Origin of the sequence: [Clostridium] aerotolerans DSM 5434 (genome assembly GCF_000687555.1) — a bacterium.
GTDB lineage: Bacteria > Bacillota > Clostridia > Lachnospirales > Lachnospiraceae > Lacrimispora > Lacrimispora aerotolerans.
Genome location: NZ_JHWJ01000011.1, coordinates 65,202 through 86,520, shown reverse-complemented (window position 1 = coordinate 86,520; position 21,319 = coordinate 65,202). Strand labels below are relative to the sequence as shown.

Annotated in this window: 20 protein-coding genes; 11 read left to right on the top strand and 9 right to left on the bottom strand. The window is 43.8% G+C overall.

Going from position 1 to position 21,319, the window contains the following annotated elements:
* Positions 1-44: 44 nt before the first annotated feature.
* The 7 genes from T546_RS0114990 to T546_RS0114960 all read left to right on the top strand — a co-directional run bounded on the left by T546_RS0114990 (position 45) and on the right by T546_RS0114960 (position 8,661).
* Positions 45-1,649 carry a response regulator transcription factor gene (locus T546_RS0114990; protein ID WP_026892319.1) on the top strand — a complete coding sequence of 535 codons (1,605 nt, stop codon included), beginning with the start codon at positions 45-47 and terminating at the stop codon, positions 1,647-1,649.
* Between the two features lie 16 nt (positions 1,650-1,665).
* A complete protein-coding gene (locus T546_RS0114985) occupies positions 1,666-3,399 on the top strand; it encodes a cache domain-containing sensor histidine kinase (protein ID WP_166429824.1) in 1,734 nt (577 codons plus the stop codon).
* On the top strand, positions 3,386-4,360 hold the full coding sequence (locus T546_RS0114980) for a substrate-binding domain-containing protein (protein WP_026892317.1): 975 nt from the start codon (positions 3,386-3,388) through the stop codon (positions 4,358-4,360). The genes T546_RS0114985 and T546_RS0114980 overlap by 14 nt, the downstream gene beginning before the upstream one ends.
* A 124-nt stretch (positions 4,361-4,484) precedes the next feature.
* Positions 4,485-6,008, top strand: coding sequence for a sugar ABC transporter ATP-binding protein (locus T546_RS0114975; protein ID WP_026892316.1), 1,524 nt, complete (start codon positions 4,485-4,487; stop codon positions 6,006-6,008).
* Positions 5,989-6,975, top strand: coding sequence for an ABC transporter permease (locus T546_RS0114970; RefSeq protein ID WP_026892315.1), 987 nt, complete (start codon positions 5,989-5,991; stop codon positions 6,973-6,975). Before T546_RS0114975 ends, T546_RS0114970 begins: the two co-directional genes overlap by 20 nt.
* 52 nt (positions 6,976-7,027) lie before the next feature.
* A complete protein-coding gene (locus tag T546_RS0114965) occupies positions 7,028-8,173 on the top strand; it encodes a substrate-binding domain-containing protein (protein WP_026892314.1) in 1,146 nt (381 codons plus the stop codon).
* A gap of 56 nt (positions 8,174-8,229) precedes the next feature.
* On the top strand, positions 8,230-8,661 hold the full coding sequence (locus T546_RS0114960) for an RbsD/FucU family protein (protein WP_026892313.1): 432 nt from the start codon (positions 8,230-8,232) through the stop codon (positions 8,659-8,661).
* 80 nt (positions 8,662-8,741) lie between these two features.
* Here T546_RS0114960 and T546_RS23680 read toward each other — a convergent pair whose 3' ends face one another.
* Both T546_RS23680 and T546_RS0114945 read right to left on the bottom strand, forming a co-directional pair.
* A complete protein-coding gene (locus T546_RS23680) occupies positions 8,742-10,136 on the bottom strand; it encodes a sensor histidine kinase (protein WP_034599474.1) in 1,395 nt (464 codons plus the stop codon).
* Positions 10,133-10,852 carry a response regulator transcription factor gene (locus T546_RS0114945; protein ID WP_026892311.1) on the bottom strand — a complete coding sequence of 240 codons (720 nt, stop codon included), beginning with the start codon at positions 10,850-10,852 and terminating at the stop codon, positions 10,133-10,135. The genes T546_RS23680 and T546_RS0114945 overlap by 4 nt, the downstream gene beginning before the upstream one ends.
* Positions 10,853-11,015: 163 nt before the next feature.
* Here T546_RS0114945 and T546_RS0114940 point away from each other — a divergent pair, with 163 nt between their 5' ends.
* From T546_RS0114940 to T546_RS0114930, 3 genes are read left to right on the top strand one after another with little or no spacing between them, the layout of a single operon-like run.
* Positions 11,016-11,930, top strand: a complete 915-nt coding sequence (locus T546_RS0114940) for an ABC transporter ATP-binding protein (protein ID WP_026892310.1) — start codon at positions 11,016-11,018, stop codon at positions 11,928-11,930.
* Positions 11,927-12,679 carry an ABC transporter permease gene (locus T546_RS0114935; protein WP_026892309.1) on the top strand — a complete coding sequence of 251 codons (753 nt, stop codon included), beginning with the start codon at positions 11,927-11,929 and terminating at the stop codon, positions 12,677-12,679. Before T546_RS0114940 ends, T546_RS0114935 begins: the two co-directional genes overlap by 4 nt.
* A gap of 3 nt (positions 12,680-12,682) precedes the next feature.
* Entirely contained in the window at positions 12,683-13,417 is a 735-nt protein-coding gene (locus T546_RS0114930) for an ABC transporter permease (RefSeq protein ID WP_026892308.1), read from the top strand.
* A gap of 156 nt (positions 13,418-13,573) precedes the next feature.
* Here T546_RS0114930 and T546_RS26140 read toward each other — a convergent pair whose 3' ends face one another.
* From T546_RS26140 to T546_RS0114895, 7 genes are all read right to left on the bottom strand, one after another.
* Positions 13,574-15,382: a flagellin N-terminal helical domain-containing protein gene (locus tag T546_RS26140; protein WP_026892307.1), complete on the bottom strand. Its 1,809-nt coding sequence runs from the start codon at positions 15,380-15,382 to the stop codon at positions 13,574-13,576.
* Between the two features lie 118 nt (positions 15,383-15,500).
* Entirely contained in the window at positions 15,501-15,698 is a 198-nt protein-coding gene (locus T546_RS0114920) for a carbon storage regulator (RefSeq protein ID WP_026892306.1), read from the bottom strand.
* A gap of 386 nt (positions 15,699-16,084) precedes the next feature.
* On the bottom strand, positions 16,085-16,894 hold the full coding sequence (locus tag T546_RS0114915; protein WP_026892305.1) for a tyrosine-type recombinase/integrase: 810 nt from the start codon (positions 16,892-16,894) through the stop codon (positions 16,085-16,087).
* A gap of 488 nt (positions 16,895-17,382) precedes the next feature.
* A complete protein-coding gene (locus tag T546_RS0114910; protein WP_024837472.1) occupies positions 17,383-18,444 on the bottom strand; it encodes an NAD(P)-dependent alcohol dehydrogenase in 1,062 nt (353 codons plus the stop codon).
* Positions 18,445-18,644: 200 nt separating this feature from the next.
* Complete coding sequence (gene deoC, locus T546_RS0114905; RefSeq protein WP_026892304.1) at positions 18,645-19,349, bottom strand: deoxyribose-phosphate aldolase; 705 nt, start codon at positions 19,347-19,349, stop codon at positions 18,645-18,647.
* A gap of 17 nt (positions 19,350-19,366) precedes the next feature.
* Entirely contained in the window at positions 19,367-20,086 is a 720-nt protein-coding gene (locus tag T546_RS0114900; RefSeq protein WP_026892303.1) for a GntR family transcriptional regulator, read from the bottom strand.
* A 36-nt stretch (positions 20,087-20,122) separates the two neighbouring features.
* Positions 20,123-20,473 carry a winged helix-turn-helix transcriptional regulator gene (locus T546_RS0114895; protein WP_034599470.1) on the bottom strand — a complete coding sequence of 117 codons (351 nt, stop codon included), beginning with the start codon at positions 20,471-20,473 and terminating at the stop codon, positions 20,123-20,125.
* Positions 20,474-20,617: 144 nt separating this feature from the next.
* On the opposite strand from T546_RS0114895, the gene T546_RS0114890 reads away from it, so the two are divergent.
* The gene (locus T546_RS0114890; protein ID WP_026892301.1) at positions 20,618-21,286 is read left to right on the top strand and encodes an NAD(P)H-dependent oxidoreductase; all 669 of its coding nucleotides are present in this window, start codon (positions 20,618-20,620) and stop codon (positions 21,284-21,286) included.
* Positions 21,287-21,319: the final 33 nt, after the last annotated feature.

The window sequence follows — 21,319 nt, the reverse complement described above, 5'->3', positions numbered from 1 at the left end:
TGCAACGCAGACCAGCAGCATTCATTGGATTAGGGGAGATAGTTATGTATAAGGTATTGTTGGTAGATGATGAGATTCTGATCAGGGAGCGGATTTCTCAAAGAATACCGTGGGAATCTTTGGGGTACGAGCTTAAGGGGACTTGTGAGAATGGAAAGGAAGCCATCGAATTTATGGAGAAGCAGCCGGTGGATCTTGTGCTGACTGATATTTGTATGCCGTATGTGGATGGTCTGGAGCTTGCAAAATATCTTTATGAAAATGAGAAAAGAACAAAAGTAGTGATTATTACCGGCTACGATGAATTTGAATATGCAAAGAAGGCGGTGGAATACCGCGTTCTTTCTTACGTGTTAAAGCCGGTAACTTCTGTGGAGCTGATTGAAAAATTAGAAGAAGCAAAGAAAATCCTGGATAGTGAAGAGGCCAATTTCCAGGTCAGGACTTATTATGAAGGAAGCTATCCCCTGTTAAAAAATCAGTTTCTCTTAGAGCTTTCCAAAGGAAGGTTTTACGAGGAGGGGATTGAAGAGAAGCTTAAGGAATTTCACATTGATTTTCAGGGGGAATGCTACTGCGCAGCTCTGTTATATCCAAGGATACAGCCGGATAAAAAGGAGCTGTCACACATGGCTTCTCTTATCGCCAGAGAGGCAGGAGAGGATGTCCTCTCCTTTGAAGGGGATGATCATAATATAATCCTCTACGTGAAAAAGAAAAACAGCTCAGAACTTAAAAAAGATATGGCTTTCATCTGCGAAGCCGCCGCCAGATGGGTGGAAAATGAGTTTCACACTCCCGTATTTTCCTTAATCGGGACATGCGTATTCCGCCTGGGAGGAATCGGCTTTTCTTGTGAAAAGGCCCTGGAGTTAAAGGAATACATCTACCTGGAACGGGATCAGGGCATCTACGAATGGGACAAGTATCAGAAATATAAGCTGAGTGCCCAGGGAATGATCTGTGAAAATGACCGGGAAAAGCGAATCGTGCTTGCAGTCAGAAGCAACTTGTCTGAAGAAGTACAAAGAGAAATCACCAGCATCCGCAAGGAATGCAGAGTGAGATGGATTCCTAAAAATAAGGTAGTCGTCCTATACCAAAGCCTGATACTTGCCGTGATGAATTTCTTTGAACGGCTTAATATTGTAGACGATGCCTTTTTGTTAAAGGAGCAGGAAATCATCTCCGGACTTTTTGGCTGTACTTATATTTCGGAGATGGAGAAAAAGGTGCTGGAGTTCTTTCAAATGGCTGTAGAGATCATGAACAGCAACCGGGGCAATTACGGAGATCATCAGGCAATCGCTGCCCTGGAATATATCAACAGCCACTACGGGGACTGTGACCTTTCCCTTCAGGAAATATGCGAGAAGCTGGCCATCAGCGTCAGCTATTTCAGTTCCGCCTTTAAAAACTATACGGGAATGACCTTTGTGGAGGCACTTACCAAAAAGCGAATGGAAAAGGCCATGGAATTAATGGAAAATACGTCCTTAAGAACTTATGAGATCGCAGAAAAATGCGGCTACAGCGATGCCAATTATTTCAGCAACATCTTTAAGAGAACCACCCAAATGACGCCCCGGGACTATGTGAGAACAAGGATGAACCGGAAAGGGACCTATGAAAGCCAGAATCAGATTTAAAAGCATAAGAACCAGTATGATTATCTACTTTTCACTTCTGGTTCTACTTACGGTTACGGTTTTTATGTTCTTTTCCATACGGTATACAAAAAACAATTTGACAGAGAATTCCAAAAAGAACAGCCGTCTTCTCATTGAACAGGTCAATTTTAATATAGAAAATTACATTGACTATATGGAGAATATCTCTCAGGTGGTCATGAGCAATCGGGATATGACCAGTTACCTTTTTGACCATGATACCAAAGAGACGGGAAGTGATCTAAAAGAGGCCTTTCAGACCATTCTTCATGCCAGGACGGATATTTATAACATTGCTGTTTTGGGAGACAACGGAAGGTATTTTATTAACAATGGCACTGACATTTTAAACTTAAGGTCAAGACTGGCGGAAAAGGAGTGGTATCTGGATGCCAGAAAAGAAGGAAGCGGAATCTTAATATCCTCCTCCCATGTCCAGAACCTGGTAAAGGACGATTATAAATGGGTGGTCACCTTAAGCCGGGGTATTACAAACCCTGAAACTGGTAAGGTGGAGGGACTTCTTGTCATTGACTTAAATTATGATGTAATCAATGATTTATGCGAATCCATCACCCTGGGAAACAAGGGCTATGTCTATATCATTGACCGAAAGGGTGAGATCGTTTACCACCCTCAGCAGCAGCTGATCTTAAGCGGGGTGAAAAAGGAGCTTTTAAAAGAGGTATCAAACGGAGGAACCAGCATTTCCCACACCGATGAAAACGGGGAGAATAAAATCTATACCCCCTTTCATTCGAATAAGACTGGGTGGACCATCGTGGGAGTGGTCTACACCTCAGAACTGGCAGGAGATGAAAAAGAGGTCAGGACCATGTATATCGGGGCAGCCTGTACGCTCATTCTCTTTGCCTGCATCCTGGCAGTGTTATTATCAGCCAGGATCACAAGACCTATTAAGCAGCTCCAGGCGGCCATGAAGGAGGTGCAGCAGGGAAAGTTTGAGCAGGTCTATATTGATACAGGAGGAGAGAACGAGATCTCCAGCCTGACCCGGTCCTTTAACAAAATGACGGAACGCATTGATGAGCTGATGAAGAATAACCGGAAAGAGCAGGCAGAGAAGCGAAAAAGCGAGCTAAAGGCCCTCCAGTCCCAGATCAACCCTCATTTTCTTTATAATACTCTGGACTCCATCATCTGGCTCATTGAAACAGAGGACTTAAGTCAGGCCATTAAGATGACCTCAGTCCTTGCCCGTTTTTTCCGGCAAGCCATTGGAAACTCAAAGATATATGTGAGCGTATGGCAGGAATTAGAGTACACCAGGAATTATCTGCTGATTCAGCAGATGAGATATAAGGACAAGGTAGCATTTCGCATTTTAGTAGATGAGGATGTGATGGAATGCGCCATCGTAAAGCTGGTGCTTCAGCCCCTGGTGGAAAATGCCTTATACCATGGCTTAAAATACAAGACCACCCAGGGCAACATCATCATTACCGGAGGCCGGGAAGGAGATTTAGTCATTCTTAAAATCCAGGATGACGGAGCTGGTATGTCAAAGGAAGCATTGGCCTCTGTATTTAAGAAGAAAACTTCGGACAAACGCCATAATGGCGTTGGCATGAAGAATATTGAAGACCGCCTTAAGATGCATTATGGACCGGACTACGGACTTTTCGTGGAAAGTGAAGAAGGGCGGGGGACGACCGTCACGGTGACCATTCCTTACAAACGCATGGAGGAGACAGATGAAGAGACATAAAAACGGGCTTTTGCTCCTGACATTCTTTTTATTATCGGTTGTTTTCCTGTCCATGGTGTTCCAGCTGGAGGAATTCCGGCAGAAAAAGACTGTTAAAATCGTATTTATCCCAAAGGTTCAGGATAAGACCAATGACTTTTGGATGTCTATGATATCCGGTGCCAAAAGCGCAGGAAAGGAGTATCAGGCAGACCTAACCATACTGGCTCCTGAGGAGGAAAATGATTACCAGCAGCAAAAGAGGTTCATCGAAGAAGCGGTGAAAATGAAGCCGGATGCCATTGCCCTTGCCCCCATACAGTATTCGGAGATGACAGACAGCGTAAGAAAGATTAAAAATGCCGGCATAAAACTCATTCTCATTGATTCCAAGATTGACGAAGATTTAGAAGAGACTTATATCGGAACCAACAACCGAAATGCCGGGCTTCAGATGGGAAAGAACATGAAAACCTATGTGAATGAGGAGACGAAAATAGCCATTGTATCCCACGTCAAAGGTTCCTCCACTGCCATGGAACGGGAAGAGGGGCTCAGGGAGGGGCTGGGGGAGTATGAGGACAGGATTGAAGCCGTCCTCTACAGCAATTCTGATTATAAACAGGCCTATGAAAAGACAAAGGAGCTGATGCAGGAGCATCCGGACATTAACCTGATTGCAGGTCTGAACCTTTATTCAACTGTAGGCGTAGCCAGAGCCATCAAGGAAATGAATTTAAACAAGGAAGTCCATATCGTGGGATTTGATAATGATATTGAGGGCATTCAGTATTTAGAGGAGGGAATCATAGACACCCTGATCGTCCAGAAGCCATTTAACATGGGCTACCTGGGAATCCAGACTGCAGTGGAATCGGTGAGGGGAAAGAAAATGGAGAAAAACATATACTGTGACACAGAAGTCATCACCGCAGACAACATCTATACCGATGAGAACCAGAAGCTTCTGTTCCCATTCTAAAGAAAGTAAAATCCTCTTCTTTTTTTGTAAGATACTCTATGTTACCAGGAGATTTACAAAGATATAATGGTATCATCAGAGCAGGATACAAGGCTCAATTTAAAAAGAAGCGGAGAGTGAGAATGTGGGCAGTGTTATGCTGAGAATGAAGGGAATCGATAAGTCCTTTCCAGGTGTACATGCTTTGGACCACGTGGATCTGGAAGTCAATGGAGGCGAGGTCCATGCGCTTATGGGAGAGAACGGGGCCGGTAAATCAACTCTCATGAAAATCCTTACGGGGATTTATCTAAAGGACTCCGGAACCATAACATTTGAAGGAAGAGAAGTGGAATTTACTTCTCCAAAAGAAGCACAGGATGCCGGAATTGCCATCGTCCATCAGGAGTTAAATATGATGAACCACTTAACCGTGGCCCAGAATATATTTATCGGCCGTGAGATGATGACAGGCGGATTTATAAACGATTCTCTCATGAACAAAGAGGCAAGGAAGCTATTTGACCGATTAAACATTGATATTGACCCCTCTGAGGTCATGGGAAACTTAACCGTTGGACGGCAGCAGATGTGTGAGATTGCAAAGGCCATCTCAAGAGAAGCAAAGCTCATGGTATTTGATGAGCCTTCCGCCGCACTGACGGAGTCAGAGATTGAGGAGCTCTTTAAGATCATAAGGGACTTAAAACAAAAGGGAATGGGGATTGTTTATATCTCCCACCGTATGGACGAAATCAAGGTGATTACGGACCGGGTAACGGTCATGCGGGACGGAACCTATGTGGGAACCTTAGTTACGAAGGACAGCACAAAGGATGACATCATCAATATGATGGTGGGCCGTGTGATCTATGAAGACCCAAAACAGATAAGCAGCGTATCAGAGGACGCGCCGGTAGTATTAAAGGTAGAACATCTGACCGCCGGTAAGATGGTGAAGGATGTAAGTTTTGAACTTAGAAAAGGTGAGATCCTGGGCTTTTCCGGACTCATGGGAGCAGGCAGAACCGAGACGGCCAGAGCCATCTTCGGAGCAGATAAAAAGGATGGAGGAGAAATCTACATTAATGGAGAACGGGTGGAGATCGAGACCACAGAGGATGCAGTAAACCACGGAATTGGTTATCTGTCAGAGGACCGGAAACGGTTTGGCCTTGTGGTACAAAAATCCGTAGCCGAAAACTCTTCCATGTCAGCGTTGTCCTCATTTATGAAGGGTATTTTCATCGACAAGCAAAAGGAGCGTAAGGAAGCAGAAAGCTATGTAAAGCTTTTAAATACCAAAACTCCAACTGTAGACCAGCTTGTGGTGAACTTATCAGGAGGAAACCAGCAGAAGGTGGTTATTGCCAAATGGCTTATTCGAAACTGTGATATTTTAATCTTTGATGAACCTACAAGGGGAATAGACGTAGGCGCAAAAAGCGAGATCTACCATTTAATGAATGAATTGGTCAGGCAGGGAAAATCCATTATCATGATTTCCTCGGAGATGACAGAGATTTTAAGAATGAGTGATCGGGTTCTGGTCATGTGCGAAGGGCGCATTACCGGGGAAATCCCCATTGAAGAGGTATCACAGGAACGAATTATGGCTGCAGCCACTTTGAGAAACCAGGAGGGCAACAATGGAAAAACTGAAAAATAATCCGCTCATCAAAGCGATAGGTACCCAGAGGCTGGTGGCATTGCTGGCACTTATCGTACTCTATGTGGCGTTTGGAATCATGAATCCCAGATTTGCCACTTATAACACCATGGTCAACATTTTTGACGCATCCTATTACATTGGATTTATGGCCATTGGAATCTGTTTTGTTATTGCAACTGGGGGAATCGATCTTTCCATCGGTACTGTACTGACCATGTCCGGTCTGGTGGCTGGTTACTTAAGTGTAAACCTGGGATTTCCCATTTGGCTTGTTATTATCATCTGTATCTTAATCGGTACCTTGTTCGGAGTTATGAACGGACTTTTGGTGGCAAAGCTGGGGCTTCCTCCCTTTATTGCGACCCTGGGTACCATGATGCTTTCCAAAGGAATCGGTTCTATTATCACATCAGCTCAGTCCGTGACCTGGAAATCAGGATCAGACCCAGAGGGCTGGTACCGTGCCATATTTAAAATCAAGACAGAAAGCGGGCTTTTAATCCCAACAGGTTTTTTATTCCTCATAGCTGCCGCTATTATTATGGCAATCGTGATGAATAAGACAAAAACAGGCCGCTATATCCTGTCCCTTGGAAGCAACAAGGAAGCAACCAGATTATCCGGTGTCAACGTAGATAAATATTTAATCATTGCCTATATCATCAGCGGTACCTTTGCAGGCATTGCTGGACTGGCTTACTCCACCATTTACTCCACTCTCTTACCAGGCGGCGGAGCCGGCTTTGAGATGGACGCCATCGCAGGTGTGGTTATCGGTGGAACCTCCATGTCAGGAGGAATCGGAACCATAGCCGGAACCATGATCGGTGTGTTCATCATCTCAGTGTTAAAGACAGGTCTTCCCTTTGTAGGATTACAGACTCATTACCAGCAGGTAGCAACCGGACTGGTGCTTATCGTAGCAGTCTTTGCAGATGTATATAGAAACCGGAAAAAGAACTGACAGGCGTAGTGATTTAAAAGATTCCACATAAAATGAAGGAGGAAGTATTTCAATGAAAAAAAATGTATGGGGCGTTTTATTGACAACAGCTATGGTGGCATCCTTAATGGCAGGCTGCGGAACCAAAACAACTTCAAATGAAGGAAAGAGCGAGCCGGCTGGAACCACAGCAGAAGGAAAATCCAGTGAGGCAGCGGAGACAAAAGGGGCAGAAAATAACGGGGATGTAACAATTTACATGGTAGCAAAGGGCTTTCAGTCCCAGTACTGGCAGGCTGTTTATAAGGGAGCAGAAAAAGCTTCCAAGGAATTAGGCGTAAAGCTGGAATATCAGGGCCCGGATTCCGAATCCGACATCGCACAGCAGGTTCAGATGATGAACAATGCAGTACAGATGAAGCCGGCAGCCATCGGCCTGGCAGCTTTGGACGTATCCGCATTAAACGACAGCATCAAAACTTCCCAGGATGCAAAAATCCCCATCGTAGGATTTGACTCCGGTGTACCAAACGCACCAGAAGGAGCTGTTGTAGCCAATGCAGCTACTGATAATTACAAGGCAGGAGAAGTGGCAGCAGAGAACACATATCCGTTAATCAAGGACCAGATTGCAAAAGCTACCTCCAGCGTAAGAATCGGTGTATTAAACCAGGATGCAACCTCAGAGTCCATCGTAAACCGTGGTCTTGGCTTTATTGATAAGCTGACAGAGTTAATTAAAGCAGACGGAAAGACCGTATGCATTACCGGTAACGATAAGTTTGTAAGCGATGCAAAAGCAGACAAGGGAGATAAGGCAGATGTCATTCTTGACGTAGCCGTTCCTTCTAAGGTTGAGGCTTCTCTTATGACAACAGATGCTCAGACCATCTTAAATAAAGACGATACTATTTGTATCTTCGCTTCCAACCAGAAGACTGGAGAAGGTCTTTTAACAGGTGATGAGAACTTAGGAAGACTTGGAAAAGATGTAATTGGCGTTGCTTTTGACTCTGGAACCATGATCAAAGACGGAATCAAAACAGGCAAACTGGCTGGTGCCGTAACCCAGGCTCCTGTAGAAATCGGTTATCAGACCGTAAAACTTGCGGTTGCAGCAGCCAAAGGCGAAAAGGTAACTGACGTAGATACCGGCAGCCAGTGGTACAACAAGGACAATATGGACAGCAGTGACATTTCACAGAACTTATACGATTAAATAAACTAGCGCTCTTCTTTTAAAGAAGAGCGCTATTGGAGAAGAAGGAGAACATTATGTTAAAAGGAATACCACCAATCATCAGTCCCGAATTATTAAAAGTGTTATGCGAAATGGGCCACACCGATGAACTGACCATCGGAGATGGAAATTTCCCCGGCCATACTTATGGAAAAAAGGTCATCCGTATGGATGGACACGGAGTACCGGAGATACTGGATGCCATTCTTCAGTTGTTCCCTCTTGATACCTACGTGGACCACCCGGTCACATTGATGGGTGTAGTAGCAGGAGATGACTGCCAAACTCCTATCTGGGATACTTACAAGGAGATTGTGGCAAAGCATGATAAGCGGGGCGCGGATTGCTTTGAAGAGATTGATAAATGGGATTTTTATGATAAGACGAAGGAGCGTTCCACTGTGGTTATTATGACAGGAGAGAAGGCACTGTACGCAAATATTATTTTGAAGAAGGGCGTTGTGTAGACGTACCTTTTAACTGAAATAAAAAGCTGAGTCTGTTACAGGGAAAGCCTGCAGGCTCAGCTTTTTTATATGGTATTTTATCAAGAAGAGATGGAAGGCAGATAGCAGATCACCCGACAGCCGCCTCCTGAAAGATTGGAGAAATGAGTGCTTCCATTGTGAGCTTTTATAATTTGGCGGACAATGGTAAGACCAAGTCCATGGCCGCTTTGTTCATTTTTGCCCTCGTTCTGACCCGCATTCTCACTCCTATTCTTTATTCCATCCACTCTCTGCAACACATCTTCCGGGAACCCGGTTCCGTTATCTGTAACCGATAATATAAAATTTTCCCCATCCATACTTAACTCTATGGTAATATCGCAGCCCTCTGGATTGTGCTTGATGCTGTTTAAGATGAGATTGGACACAGCACGTTTTAAAAGCTGCTTGTCCCCCAGCAGACAACGGTTTTGGGCATTGTCCGTTATAGATACTTCTAGGGTATGCCTTTCTGAGAGATTGTCGTTTATGATATCAACTGCCACACTGCGAATCAGGGGGGCAAGTGGAGTTCGTTCCTTTCTTAATGGCTGCATGTCATATTCCAGCTTCGAGGCCAGGTTTAAATCGCTAACCAAATCTTTAATCCGCTGGCACTGCCGCCTTACGATGCCTGCTAAGTCCCTCTGTTCCTGTAACAGCCTTTCATCTTCTTCCAACTGGCTGGAATAGCCCATGGCTACAGCAAGTGGGGTGCGGATATCATGTGAGATTCCCGCAATCCAGGTGGTTCGGGCGTCATCTCGTTTCTTTAGGGCCGCTTCCTGTATCATAAGTTGGTTGGATGCCTCATTGATTCCCATGGCTAAATCTCCCAACACTCCGTTAACAGGGAGTGATACAGGCCGCTTCCTCGTCATATCCTGAACTCCATTGGAAAGGCGTTTTAAAGAACGAAACAGCCTGAGACCAAAAATAAGGGCAAGAAAAATGGCAGTGAGACAGTTTAATACAAGAAAAAAGGGCACCCAGAAGCCTAAATTATTCAAAGTTCTTTGAGGAATCATGAGTCCTAGCTTCCACATGGTGTTTTTAGGACTTCCAACCACCAGAAGGCCGCCATCGTGTCGCCAGACCGATACAGGATAATCCTCTAAATACCACCGGGAAAATCCTGCCACATCAGAAATGGAATAAGCCATAGGTACGTCAGCCGGAAGCATAAAGTTCCAGATTACCTTGCCCTCCGAGTTTAAAAGCATGGCCCATTGGTTGTTATGTTCCAACTGATTTTTCCCGGACGGGGAGAGTTCATAACCATCGTTAGTAGCGGTAAGCTGGTTTGATGTCTGGGAGATATTGTAATAATTCTTATCGTCCTTTTCCGAAAAAAGCCAGACAATCAAGACTGTAACATTAATTACAAGCAAGAGCACAGCCACAGCCGCGGCTGACAGCACATAGCGGGATAAGACCTTCATCATGCTTTTCATAGAACTGTCACCCCCGTAAGCTTATACCCTAGTCCCCGAACGGTCATTAGATATTGAGGGGAAGAGGGGTTAGGCTCTATCTTTTCCCTGAGACGGCGGATATGCACCATCAATGTATTTTCATAGCCGTAAAGAGAGTCTCCCCAGGCAGCCATACATAAGCTGTCCCCGGTGACAATCTTTTCCCGGTTTTCAAAAAGCTTTTCCAAAAGAGCAAATTCCTTTGCCGTCAGGGTTGAGGTTCCCTTTTGTGATGTTACCTCACAGCTGTTTAGATCGACTTTCATATCCCCCAGGGAGAAGACAGGCTTTAACTTCTGGCTTAAGACAGGAGGAAAATACGTGCGGTTTAATATGGCATGAAGCCTTAAAACCAGCTCCCTTGGGAGAAATGGCTTTGTCATATAATCATCAGCCCCAAGACCAAGGCCCAAAAGACGGTCCTCGTCTTCATCTCTGGCGGAAAGAAACAGCACAGGAACAAAGGAAGAGGCCCTGAAATCACGCATCAGGGAAAAGCCGTCTCCGTCAGGCAGAGAAACATCAAGGATTACAGCATCCGGCTTTTCCAGAGAGAACAGACTGCGGGCTTCCCTGCAGTCACCGGCAGAAATAATTTTCCGAAAACCATTTTGTTTTAAAATAGCAATGACCATTCTGCGAAGCTCTGGCTCATCGTCCACGATGAGCAGCTTACAGTCATAAATATCCACCATTTTTGTCTCGTCCTTTCCCTTTCATTTATTTGTATTATAGCCGAAAAAAAGTGAAATTGGACAAGAAATCTGAAGATTTAAGGTAAATGTAAGGTGGCCTACAGCCAGATGTAAGGAGACCTTGGTACCATGAACACATCGAAAAGAAAAGGAGAGTAGAACAATGACGGATATCATAACCACAAATGCTCTTTGCAAAAAATACGGTGAAGCCATGAGTGTAAAGGATCTGGATTTAAAAGTGCCAAGGGGAGTGGTCTATGGTTTTCTGGGCCCCAACGGAGCTGGTAAGTCCACCACCATGAAGATGATACTGGGGCTTGCAAAGCCCACCAGCGGAACCATTACCGTCTTTGGTAAAGAGATGAATCAAAGAAACCGCCTTACCATTTTAAAAGAGGCAGGTTCTCTCATAGAATCCCCAAGCTATTACGCCCATCTGACCGGCAGGGAAAATTTGAAAATCATCAGCACCTTAAAAGGAGTTGAGGAAGAGGAAATTGACAGAGTATTAAAGATCGTCCGGCTGGAAAATCAAAAGGATAAAAAAGCAGGGCAGTATTCCCTGGGAATGAAACAAAGATTGGGGCTTGCAGGCGCACTTCTTGGAAATCCCAAGCTGCTCATACTCGATGAGCCGACCAATGGCCTTGACCCGGCAGGAATCCAGGAAATGCGTGAACTCATACGCGCTCTTCCGAAGGCCTTTGGAATGACAGTCATGGTTTCCAGCCATCTATTAAATGAAATCGAGCAGATGGCAGACCACATCGGCGTCATCAGCAAAGGAGAGCTGGTATTTCAGGACCGTTTAAAGGTTCTTCATGATAAGAGCAAAAGTAGTCTGGCAGTTCGTACCTTGGATAATGGAACTGCCAAAGGGGTGTTTGAAAGACATGGAATTATGTGCAGAGAGGAAGGGGCATTTCTCCTCTTGCCGGAGCTTACGGATCAGGAGCTTTCTGCCCACATCTTTCATCTTTTCCATGAAACCATTGGAGTCGTACGCGTGGAAGAAAGGAAAAAGACACTGGAAGAGATATTCATAGAATTAACAGGAACGGCGGTGAGTCTATGATGAGAGTATTTACAATGGAATTTCAAAAAATAAAAAGAAAGGGGATTTTTACTACAATTGCGATCCTTCTTGGAGTCCAGTGCCTGTGGGGCTTATGGTCCTTTGGCAGAATGTCTGGAGAAAAGCTGGCCCAGGGGTGGTTTCAGTGTCTCTATCATTTTCCCATTCTTAATGCCATCATGATGCCTGTCGTCATTGCAGTATTGGTGTCCAGACTTTGTGATGTAGAACATAAAGGGCAGACCTTTAAGCTCTTAGAGACCATCATACCAGCTGAAACTCTGTTTCATGCCAAATACTTGTGCGGGGTCATTCACGTGACGGCAATTGCGTTACTTCAGGTATTTATGATTCTGGCTTTTGGGGTCATAAAAGGGTTTGGCGGGCCCATTCCGTGGGATAAGATTTTGTTTTATCTCATTTCTACCATAGGGGTTCATGTAACTATATTGCTGCTTCAACAGGTGTTATCCCTGCATTTTGCAAATCAGATGGTGCCTCTTACGGTTGGACTTTTAGGTAGTCTTGCAGGATTGTTCACCATGTTCCTGCCAAAAGGGGTTGGAAAACTTCTGATTTGGGGTTATTACGGAGTTATGATGCGGGTGGGGTTAAACTGGGATCCCAGTACAAGAATTTCAGATTTTTATTATGTTCCGGTTGACTGGCTTGGTGTGTTCCTGCTCGCTTTCATGTTTGCGGGGATTTATGTCTATGGCCGCCGGTCATTTGCAAGAAAGGAGTGGTAGATCATGCTATTTAAAATAATTCAAGCGGAACAGATGAAGCTAAAGCGGAGTCCCGTCTGGCTGGCATTTTTCCTCTTACCAATTCTTCCGGCGTTTATGGGGACCTTTAACTATGTTCAAAATGTGGGTATTTTAGATGATTACTGGTATAGCTTGTGGACACAGCATACCTTGTTCACCTGTTATTTCTTCCTTCCGGCGACCATTGGTGTTTACTGCTCTTATCTCTGCCGCCTGGAACATACCAATCATAACTGGAATTCGGTCATGACACTGCCGGTGCCGATTCCATATATTTATCTTTCCAAGCTTTTTACTGCCTCGGTCATGGTGCTTGCGACTCAGGTGTGGGTGGGAATCTTATTTATTATTTCTGGAAAGCTGTCTCATTTGCCAGGCCCAGTGCCGCCAGAACTTTTTGAATGGCTGGCTTATGGTGCCATTGGGGGGATTGTGATCTGCGGAGTACAGTTGTGCCTGTCCCTTATAATCCGCAGCTTTGCGGTACCTGTTGGAATCGCCATGATTGGAGGAATCGGTAGTGTAGCCGCACTTTCTAAAGGGGCGGGGGCTCTTTATCCTTATTCTCTTATGAGCATTGGAATGAGAGCCAACAGCCCAGGCGGTCCAATGATCTGTACGCCCGGACAGCTGGTCTTAAGCAGTGTTCTATTTTTAGGGGCATCTACTGTAATTGCGGTTTTATGGCTGAGAAATAAAGATGTGGTGGCTGCTTGAGAATTAAAAAGGATTCCCTTTTTCCGTACTCAGCTCGTAGATCGTATGACAGCAGGACATCTGGATATATCAGATATTGCAATTACTGGAAACAGGGGCCGCCGCACATCTGTGCAACAGCCCCTGTCCTTGCCATATAGCGTGTAAAATTTATAATTACTGTAATAACTGAAGAACTCCCTGAGGAATCTGATTTGCCTGAGCGAGCATAGCCTGAGATGCGGAAACAAGAATCTTGTTCTTTGTTAATCCCATCATCTCCTGTGCCATATCAACGTCACGAATACGGCTTTCTGCTGCCGTCATATTCTCTGAGGTTACACTTAAGTTATTGATGGTATGCTCCAGACGGTTCTGAAGGGCACCTAAGTCACCACGAGTCGAGGATACGGAGTTGATTGCATTCTTGACTAAATCTACTGCTGTCTTTGCTCCTGCCTGTGTGCTGATATCAACGGTGTTGATTCCTAAAGACTTGGTATCCATACTATTTACAGTAACTGTCATCTGATTGAAGGCCTCTGATGATTCACCAATCTGAAGAGTCAGGCCTGCACCTTTTTTCTTTGAAGGATCAATGGTTGTATCAGACTTGAATTCGAAGTGTGAAGCCACAGCATCTGTTCCATTTTTATCACCAGTAGCTGCAACAAATGTCACATTTTTGCCAAGGGCCTTGCCAAGAGCCGCAGCAATATTATCTCCCTGAAGCTTCGCAGCATCATTTTTCTTATCATTACCTGTAGTAGCTGCATCGTCTACATCTAATTTAAGATCTCCGTCACCGGTAGCGGCATATGTACCTGCAGTATCATCGACCGAACTTACTCTAACAATCTCCAAACCAGCATCAGATGCTTTTTTTATCAGATTTGCCGTAGCATCAGAAGTTGCCTGGTCTACGATAATTGCAAACTTCTTACCATTGATGGTTAGTACGCTATTATCTGATCCCGTATATTCTTTACCGGTGAATTGAGACCCATCAATGGACTGATACGCATCGGTTCCCCTTGTAGCAGTCAGGCCTTTGGTGGCTTCACTTTTTATGGTTCCGTCAGCGTTTTTAATGGTAGCATTAAAAGCTGCCAGGACACGTGGTGCAGCCGCACCTGCCTCTGCATTTGTCAAAGTAAAGGTGCCATCTGCATTATCCTTAACCTTAAAATCTTTACCAATATCGCTGTCTCTAAGTGCACCTGTTACGGCTTTTGAAAGTTCGGCAGCGGTTGGTCCGGTTGCTCCGCCAGCTGCATACTTTGCGTATACAGTCCCGTCTTCGCCCACTAACTCACCACCAGCGGTGCCATCTGTATAATCTTTTGCGGTCAGAGAAATCTTAATATTTTTTCCATTACTCAAACTGGTTGTCAGCTCAAGAGTTTCACCATTTTTTATATCGCCATTGGCAAGTGCAGTGCCGTTGGTGTAGCTGCCCTTTGTTGCCGCAACATCACTAATGGTTAATTCTGCGCCGTTAAATTCTGTGTCCAGACCTTGTGCAGTCTTTGTTCCTGAAGCTGATGTTGCGCCAGCCGCTGACAAAGATCCGTCCAGCAATTTGATGCCATTATAGTTCGCACCTTCAGAAATACGGTCAATTTCATCCTTTAAAGAGGTAACCTCTTTCTGTAGGTTATCACGGTCCACTTTATCCTGATAGGTACCATTTGCAGACTGGTCTGCCAGTTCTACCATACGGTTTAACATGGAATGAACTTCAGTTAAGTTTCCTTCTGTTGTCTGAATTAAAGAAATGCCGTCATTTGCATTCTTTTTTGCAGTATCAAGACCTGTGATCTGAGCTCTCATCTTTTCAGAAATTGCAAGACCTGCTGCATCATCACCTGCACGGTTGATTCTGTAACCAGAAGACAGCTTTTCTAAGTTCTTAGCCACAGAGTTATTATTTCCTGTTAAATTGGAATAAGCATTTAAAGCTGTGATATTGTGTTGAATTCTCATCTGTATTTCCTCCTTGGATTATAATGGGGACATCCTTTTACCCCATGTAATTTTTATCTATCTCAAACTTTTCACTCGGGCCCTGAATGAAAAATCGAAACCAATACTTACCTCACCACTACAGATACTTTTCCTTTAATTGCTCCAAGCACTGGGGAACAGGGTGAAGCTTTTCATAAACCTCTCCTCTGACAATTGAGATTTGTTTTGGAGCGTCAATAGCAAGACGTAAATCTCCGTTTATTGAGACTACCTGAACAACGATGTTGTCATTAATGACGAGATACTCGCCTGGATTCCTTCCTAAAGATAACATTTGCTTTACCTCCTTGTTTTTTTGCGAATCAAAAAATGGTAAAAAATTACAGTATTTACAAATCTTCCCATAATATGTATTACAACTAGCTATTATGATGTTGTAATACCCCCTGTTTACTGGAGAATAAAAATTTTTTTAAATAATAATCTTATTTAAAATTTCTTTTTGACGATATATAAAACAGAATGTAAATTGAGTATTTATAAGGTCAGAACGCAGTACGAATTTATGTTCCTATGTTCCTATAATACATATTATGAGAACTTTACAGGCTTGACTTACTTCCAGGAAACTGGATTCCGAATCTATAAATAGCACTTTATAACAGAAGAGGCGCAGTATCATGAGTATATTTTTCATGATACTGCGCCTTATATTTTTCTTTACCATGTTACAACCTTATCAATAAGTGTCTGCTGCTCCGTTGCCGTTCTTCTTAAATATATTCTAGTAGTTTCAATGCTTTCGTGTCCCATCAAATCCGCCAGCAATGCAATGTCGTTGTATTTTTCCAGAAAATTTTTCGCATACCGATGACGGAATGAATGGGGGTATACAACCTTTGTATCGATACCATACTTCTCCGCGTAGTTTTTCAGCTGCTGCCCAATTCCTCTTGTAGTGATCTGATCTCCAAAGCGATTTAAAAATATATATCCAGAAAAGATATTCGCCTCCTTAAGCCATTCAAGCGTTTCTTCTCTTAATTTTTCCGGGATGTAAAGACGGCGGAGCTTGCCACCTTTGGAATAAAGGTCTAAATACCCCATCTGCACATGTTCTACTTTAATCTGTATCAATTCACTGACTCGTGCACCGGTAGCTGCCAGAAACCACACAATAAAATACCACTCCATATTACCATCCTGCTTTAACCGTTTTTTCAAATACTTATAGTCAGCGTTGCTGATTACATTTTCCAGGAAATTTTTTTGCTGGATTTTAACATTTTTTAATTGTAAGCGTTCCTTTTCAAGATAGATCAGATATTTATTAATTGCCTGCAAACGCAAATTTACAGTTTTCGGTTTATAGCTCTCCATCAGAAACCCTTTATAAGCCAATAAGTTTTCTTTGTTTATTTCATCATAATGAGAAAAATAAAAATTTACCGTCCATACATAAGAAAAAATCGTATTCTGAGATAAATTTTCTTTACTAAGATACGTTTCAAACTGTGTCTGTGATTCCATTTATAAGCCTCCATGCTGTTTTTAATCAGACTATAATAAGCCTCCCTGCTATTTTAATCAAATAGTCAAAAGTTGATGTATTAGGATATCATGAAAGGAATAGTAAAATCTGGGAAATGTTGTATATGGCAAGATTAATGTTGTAAAATTCATTGTTCGTCTAAATGGATATATTTTAAATCAGTGTTGAAAATGGTGAAGTAATTGTTGGATATGGTATTGAAGAGAAGTACAGAAATATAAGACATGCTACGAAAGCCCTAAAAGGATTAATAGAATGGATTTTTAAAAATCCGAAAGCAGTGTATCAAATAGGAGATACAAAAAAAGGCAAATACACCATCACATAAGGCTTTAAAAAATGTAGGTGCTATCAAATATAAGGAAAATAAAAAAAGGGCACTGCTTCATGACCCGGAATTACCGGTCCTGCTGCAACACCCTTAATTTTAGATTTTATAAGAATTTATCTGCCCTTTTGACCCGTCTTACCAGTTAATCACAACCACAGGTTTAATCAGATCCTTTGGTTTTTCCTTCATTAACATAAGAGCAGGTTCAATGCCTTCCATGCCTTCAAACCGATGAGTGACCAGTTTCCCTGGGTCTAACCGTCCGGTTGAAATAAGAGAAGCCAGTTTTTCCATACGAAGTCTGCCTCCTGGCATAAGTCCGCCGGCAATGATCTTGTGGCCCATGCCGCATCCCCATTCGATACGGGGAATCTTTATGTAATCCCCTTCACCAAGATAATTTACATTGCCAATTTTTCCGCCTGGCTTTAATATGGCAATGGCCTGTGCAAAGGTATCATTGTCACCGCCGGCAACAATAACTTTGTCCACACCCTTATTCCCGGTCTTTGACATGATTTGTTCTACGATATCACCTTCCCGGTAGTTGATGATATCCGTTGCCCCATATTCTTTGGCAAGCTGTACGCAGTTGGGACGGGAGCCTACGGCATAGATGTGGGAAGCACCACGAAGAGCAGCACCAGCAACGGACATAAGTCCAACCGGGCCGATTCCGATGACTGCCACGCTGTCTCCAAACTGGACATCAGAAAGCTCAACCCCATGAAATCCGGTAGGTACCATGTCTGCCAGCATACATGCTGCCACTGGGTCCATGCCGTCAGGAAGAATCGCCAGGTTACCGTCAGCATCATTGACATGGAAGAATTCGCCGAAGACGCCATCCTTAAAGTTTGAGAATTTCCAGCCTGCAAGCATTCCCCCTGAATGCATCTGATAACCGCCCTGTGCTTCCACAGAGTTCCAGTCCGGCGTAATGGCAGGAACAATGACCCGGTCCCCAGGCTTAAAATCCTTTACACAGCTTCCAACTTCCACAACCTCAGCCACTGTCTCGTGTCCGAGAATCATGTCCGTGCGTTCACCAATGGCACCTTCCCATACCGTATGAATATCAGAGGTACATGGTGCCAATACAATGGGTCGGCATATCGCATCAAGAGGCCCGCATTTTGGCCGATCCTTTTCAATCCAACCTGTCTTACCAATTCCCAGCATTGCAAAACCCTTCATAAGAACATCTCCTTTGGAATTATATATTGTTATAAAATTAACAAGTGACACTATGATTATTATACATCGTAATGATTGCTTGGTCAATTCGTATTTGGTATTTAATTTAATAATGTATTTTAATAAAAGTGATGTAAAAATAAGAATAATATCAAATTCAGGATTAATAATATGATGAATCTTGGCAAATTTTGTTTTAATTAGGGAAAAAATCTGGATATGTCTGCATAAGCCGCAGCTTCTTTCATGATAGAAAGGGCAGAGGCAGTGGAAATACCGAAGCAGTCACAGCCTGCCTGCTTCATTTGCAGCAGGGTATCAAGACTTCGGATACCACCGGCAGCTTTGATTTTTGTTGTGGGCTTTATGGCAGAACGAATGGACTGGATATGTTGTAACCGGGTAGGATTCTGGCACCAGCCGGTTCCTGTTTTTATGTAGGCAGCACCAGCCGACTCCGCAAGCAGGCTGGCTCTTACGATTTCTTCTTCTGTCAAAAGGGTGACTTCCAGAATTGTTTTAAGGGGAATCTGTCCGCAGGCCATAGCTACTGCCTTAATGTCCTCATAGACCTCGTCCCACTGATTTGACTTTAAGAGACCGATGTTAATTACCATATCAATTTCTTCACATCCCATGGCAATCAGCTCCTTCGCCTGAAAGACCTTGCTTTTTGTGGTATCGCAGCCAGAGGGAAAGCCTACGGTTCCTCCAATGTGGGTAATACAAGTTCCTTTTAAATGATTGATGAGATAGGGGGTCATAGCAGGAAGAGCAAAGGCGCAGATAAATCCGAAGTGCCCGGCCGCCGCTATCATATGATCCATATCCTCGGTGCTGTCTGAGGATTTTACACAACTTATATCAATGCATTTTGCCAAAGCTTCCAAAGAAACGTCTTTCATCGCAAATTCCCCCTATGTTATTTATACCGGCCGTTGGTGGAAATGGCCAGCTCGTACTGATCTCCTATAATACACACATCATCCACGCAGACAGGCTCCTCATTTCGGTAGCAGATACGGCGGATGCAAAGAAGGGCTGTCCCCGGCTGGACGTTAAGCATTTCCGATTCTGCAAAATCTGCGGATTTTGCAAATATCTTATCGTGGGCAGAATCAATTTCCAGATTATAATGTTCTTCCAGGAACTGATAAAGCCCGGAGAATTTATTGATAAACTGGATAAGTCCAGGAACCAGAGATGTTGGAATGTAATTTCTCATAATCGCAATGGGCTTTTCGTCTATGAGCTGGATTCTCTGGACCCGGGTGATGGAATCGTCACCAGGGAGATTCAGCTCCTTGCCCAGCTTTTCACTGACAGGGATAAGGTCTATATACATGCTTTTGGTGCGGACGTCGTAACCCCTTCTTCTTAAGGACTCCGTTACGGAGGTGACCTTATTTAGATCCTGAATGGTTCTCCGGTCCAGCACCAGGGTTCCCCTGCCCTGCTTGATTTCAACAAAGCCTTCCTCCTTTAACAGCTCCATAGCACTTCTTATGGTGGTGCGGCTTACCTTATAAATTTTTTCCAGTTCAGGCTCTGTGGGAAGAAGCTCCAAGACAGGATAGGTTCCATCTTCAATTCTTTTTTTGATTAAATCGTGGACTGCCATATAGGCTGGTACTTTACGCATGGGAAAGTAATTATAAAAATGGGGCTTGCCTGATTTTTATAATATCTCCTTTCTCTGGATTTGATACTGTATTCCCCATTCAAACATGGATTCTATAATGGGGCGCATGGTCTTACCAAGTTCTGTTAAATCGTATTCCACCCGTGGAGGAACCTCCGGGTATACGGTCCGCTCTACGATACCGTCGGCCTCCAGCTGTCGTAGTTGCAGGGTCAGAGTGCGAAAGCTGATGGCAGGCATGATTTCTTTTAACTCATGAAAACGCTTCTTGCCTTCTAAAAGGCGGTAGAGGATGATTCCCTTCCATTTGCCGCTCATAACAGTTAAGGTTGTTTCTACCGGGCACTTGCCACCGGGGCAGTCCGGAGTAATAGGATATGGTTCCATAAGGTTTCTCCCGTAGTATACAAATGATAGTAATGTTACTTTTTGTATATTATATAACATTATTTTTCGTACTTCAATATGTGATTCGTATGTGCTACTATGGGTTTATTACCAACAAATTGTTTAAATAAAGGAGGAGATTACATGGAAACCATGAATCAGAACATATTAGATGTATTAAACTTTCGCCACGCCTGTAAGGCATTTGACCCGGAAAGAGCCGTTTCTAAGGAGGACTTTGAGACCATATTGGAGGCAGCCAGACTTTCCCCCACATCCTTTGGCTTTGAGCCCTGGAATATGATAGTGGTCCAGGATAAAGAATTAAAGGAGAAGCTGTTCCCCCTTGCATGGGGCGCGCAAAACAGCTTAAAGGGAGGAAGCCATTTTGTCATACTTCTGGCCCGGAAAAGCGGTGATCTGGTATACAATGCAGAATATATCACTCATATGATGAAGGAAGTGCATCATTTTCCGGACGAGAGTGCGGAATTTGTCCGTAAGGCATATCGTAACTTCCAGGAACATGATTTCAATCTCACGGAAAATGACCGGGCTTTGTTTGACTGGGCCAGCAAGCAGACCTATGTCGTCCTTGCCAATATGCTGACTGCGGCAGCATTTTTAGGCGTGGATTCCTGTCCCATTGAAGGCTTTGACCAGGCTAAGGTCAACGAGCTTTTGGTAAAGGAAGGACTTATGGACCCGGAACACTTTGGAGTATCTGTTATGGCAGGCTTTGGCTACCGGGCTGAGGCACCACGCCACGAGAAATCGAGACAGTCCATAAGTGAGCTGGTGAAGTGGAAATAAAAGTATACCAATGAAATAAGTCAGTGTTTTGTC

Bases quoted from the DNA above. Each gene is read 5' to 3' on its own strand.
- T546_RS0114990 (WP_026892319.1), top strand. From the start codon at position 45: ATGTATAAGGTATTGTTGGTAGATGATGAGATTCTGATCAGGGAGCGG.
- T546_RS0114985 (WP_166429824.1), top strand. From the start codon at position 1,666: ATGATTATCTACTTTTCACTTCTGGTTCTACTTACGGTTACGGTTTTT.
- T546_RS0114980 (WP_026892317.1), top strand. From the start codon at position 3,386: ATGAAGAGACATAAAAACGGGCTTTTGCTCCTGACATTCTTTTTATTA.
- T546_RS0114970 (WP_026892315.1), top strand. From the start codon at position 5,989: ATGGAAAAACTGAAAAATAATCCGCTCATCAAAGCGATAGGTACCCAG.
- T546_RS0114965 (WP_026892314.1), top strand. From the start codon at position 7,028: ATGAAAAAAAATGTATGGGGCGTTTTATTGACAACAGCTATGGTGGCA.
- T546_RS0114960 (WP_026892313.1), top strand. From the start codon at position 8,230: ATGTTAAAAGGAATACCACCAATCATCAGTCCCGAATTATTAAAAGTG.
- T546_RS23680 (WP_034599474.1), bottom strand. From the start codon at position 10,136: ATGAAAAGCATGATGAAGGTCTTATCCCGCTATGTGCTGTCAGCCGCG.
- T546_RS0114945 (WP_026892311.1), bottom strand. From the start codon at position 10,852: ATGGTGGATATTTATGACTGTAAGCTGCTCATCGTGGACGATGAGCCA.
- T546_RS0114940 (WP_026892310.1), top strand. From the start codon at position 11,016: ATGACGGATATCATAACCACAAATGCTCTTTGCAAAAAATACGGTGAA.
- T546_RS0114935 (WP_026892309.1), top strand. From the start codon at position 11,927: ATGATGAGAGTATTTACAATGGAATTTCAAAAAATAAAAAGAAAGGGG.
- T546_RS0114930 (WP_026892308.1), top strand. From the start codon at position 12,683: ATGCTATTTAAAATAATTCAAGCGGAACAGATGAAGCTAAAGCGGAGT.
- T546_RS26140 (WP_026892307.1), bottom strand. From the start codon at position 15,382: ATGAGAATTCAACACAATATCACAGCTTTAAATGCTTATTCCAATTTA.
- T546_RS0114920 (WP_026892306.1), bottom strand. From the start codon at position 15,698: ATGTTATCTTTAGGAAGGAATCCAGGCGAGTATCTCGTCATTAATGAC.
- T546_RS0114915 (WP_026892305.1), bottom strand. From the start codon at position 16,894: ATGGAATCACAGACACAGTTTGAAACGTATCTTAGTAAAGAAAATTTA.
- T546_RS0114910 (WP_024837472.1), bottom strand. From the start codon at position 18,444: ATGAAGGGTTTTGCAATGCTGGGAATTGGTAAGACAGGTTGGATTGAA.
- deoC (WP_026892304.1), bottom strand. From the start codon at position 19,349: ATGAAAGACGTTTCTTTGGAAGCTTTGGCAAAATGCATTGATATAAGT.
- T546_RS0114900 (WP_026892303.1), bottom strand. From the start codon at position 20,086: ATGCGTAAAGTACCAGCCTATATGGCAGTCCACGATTTAATCAAAAAA.
- T546_RS0114895 (WP_034599470.1), bottom strand. From the start codon at position 20,473: ATGGAACCATATCCTATTACTCCGGACTGCCCCGGTGGCAAGTGCCCG.
- T546_RS0114890 (WP_026892301.1), top strand. From the start codon at position 20,618: ATGGAAACCATGAATCAGAACATATTAGATGTATTAAACTTTCGCCAC.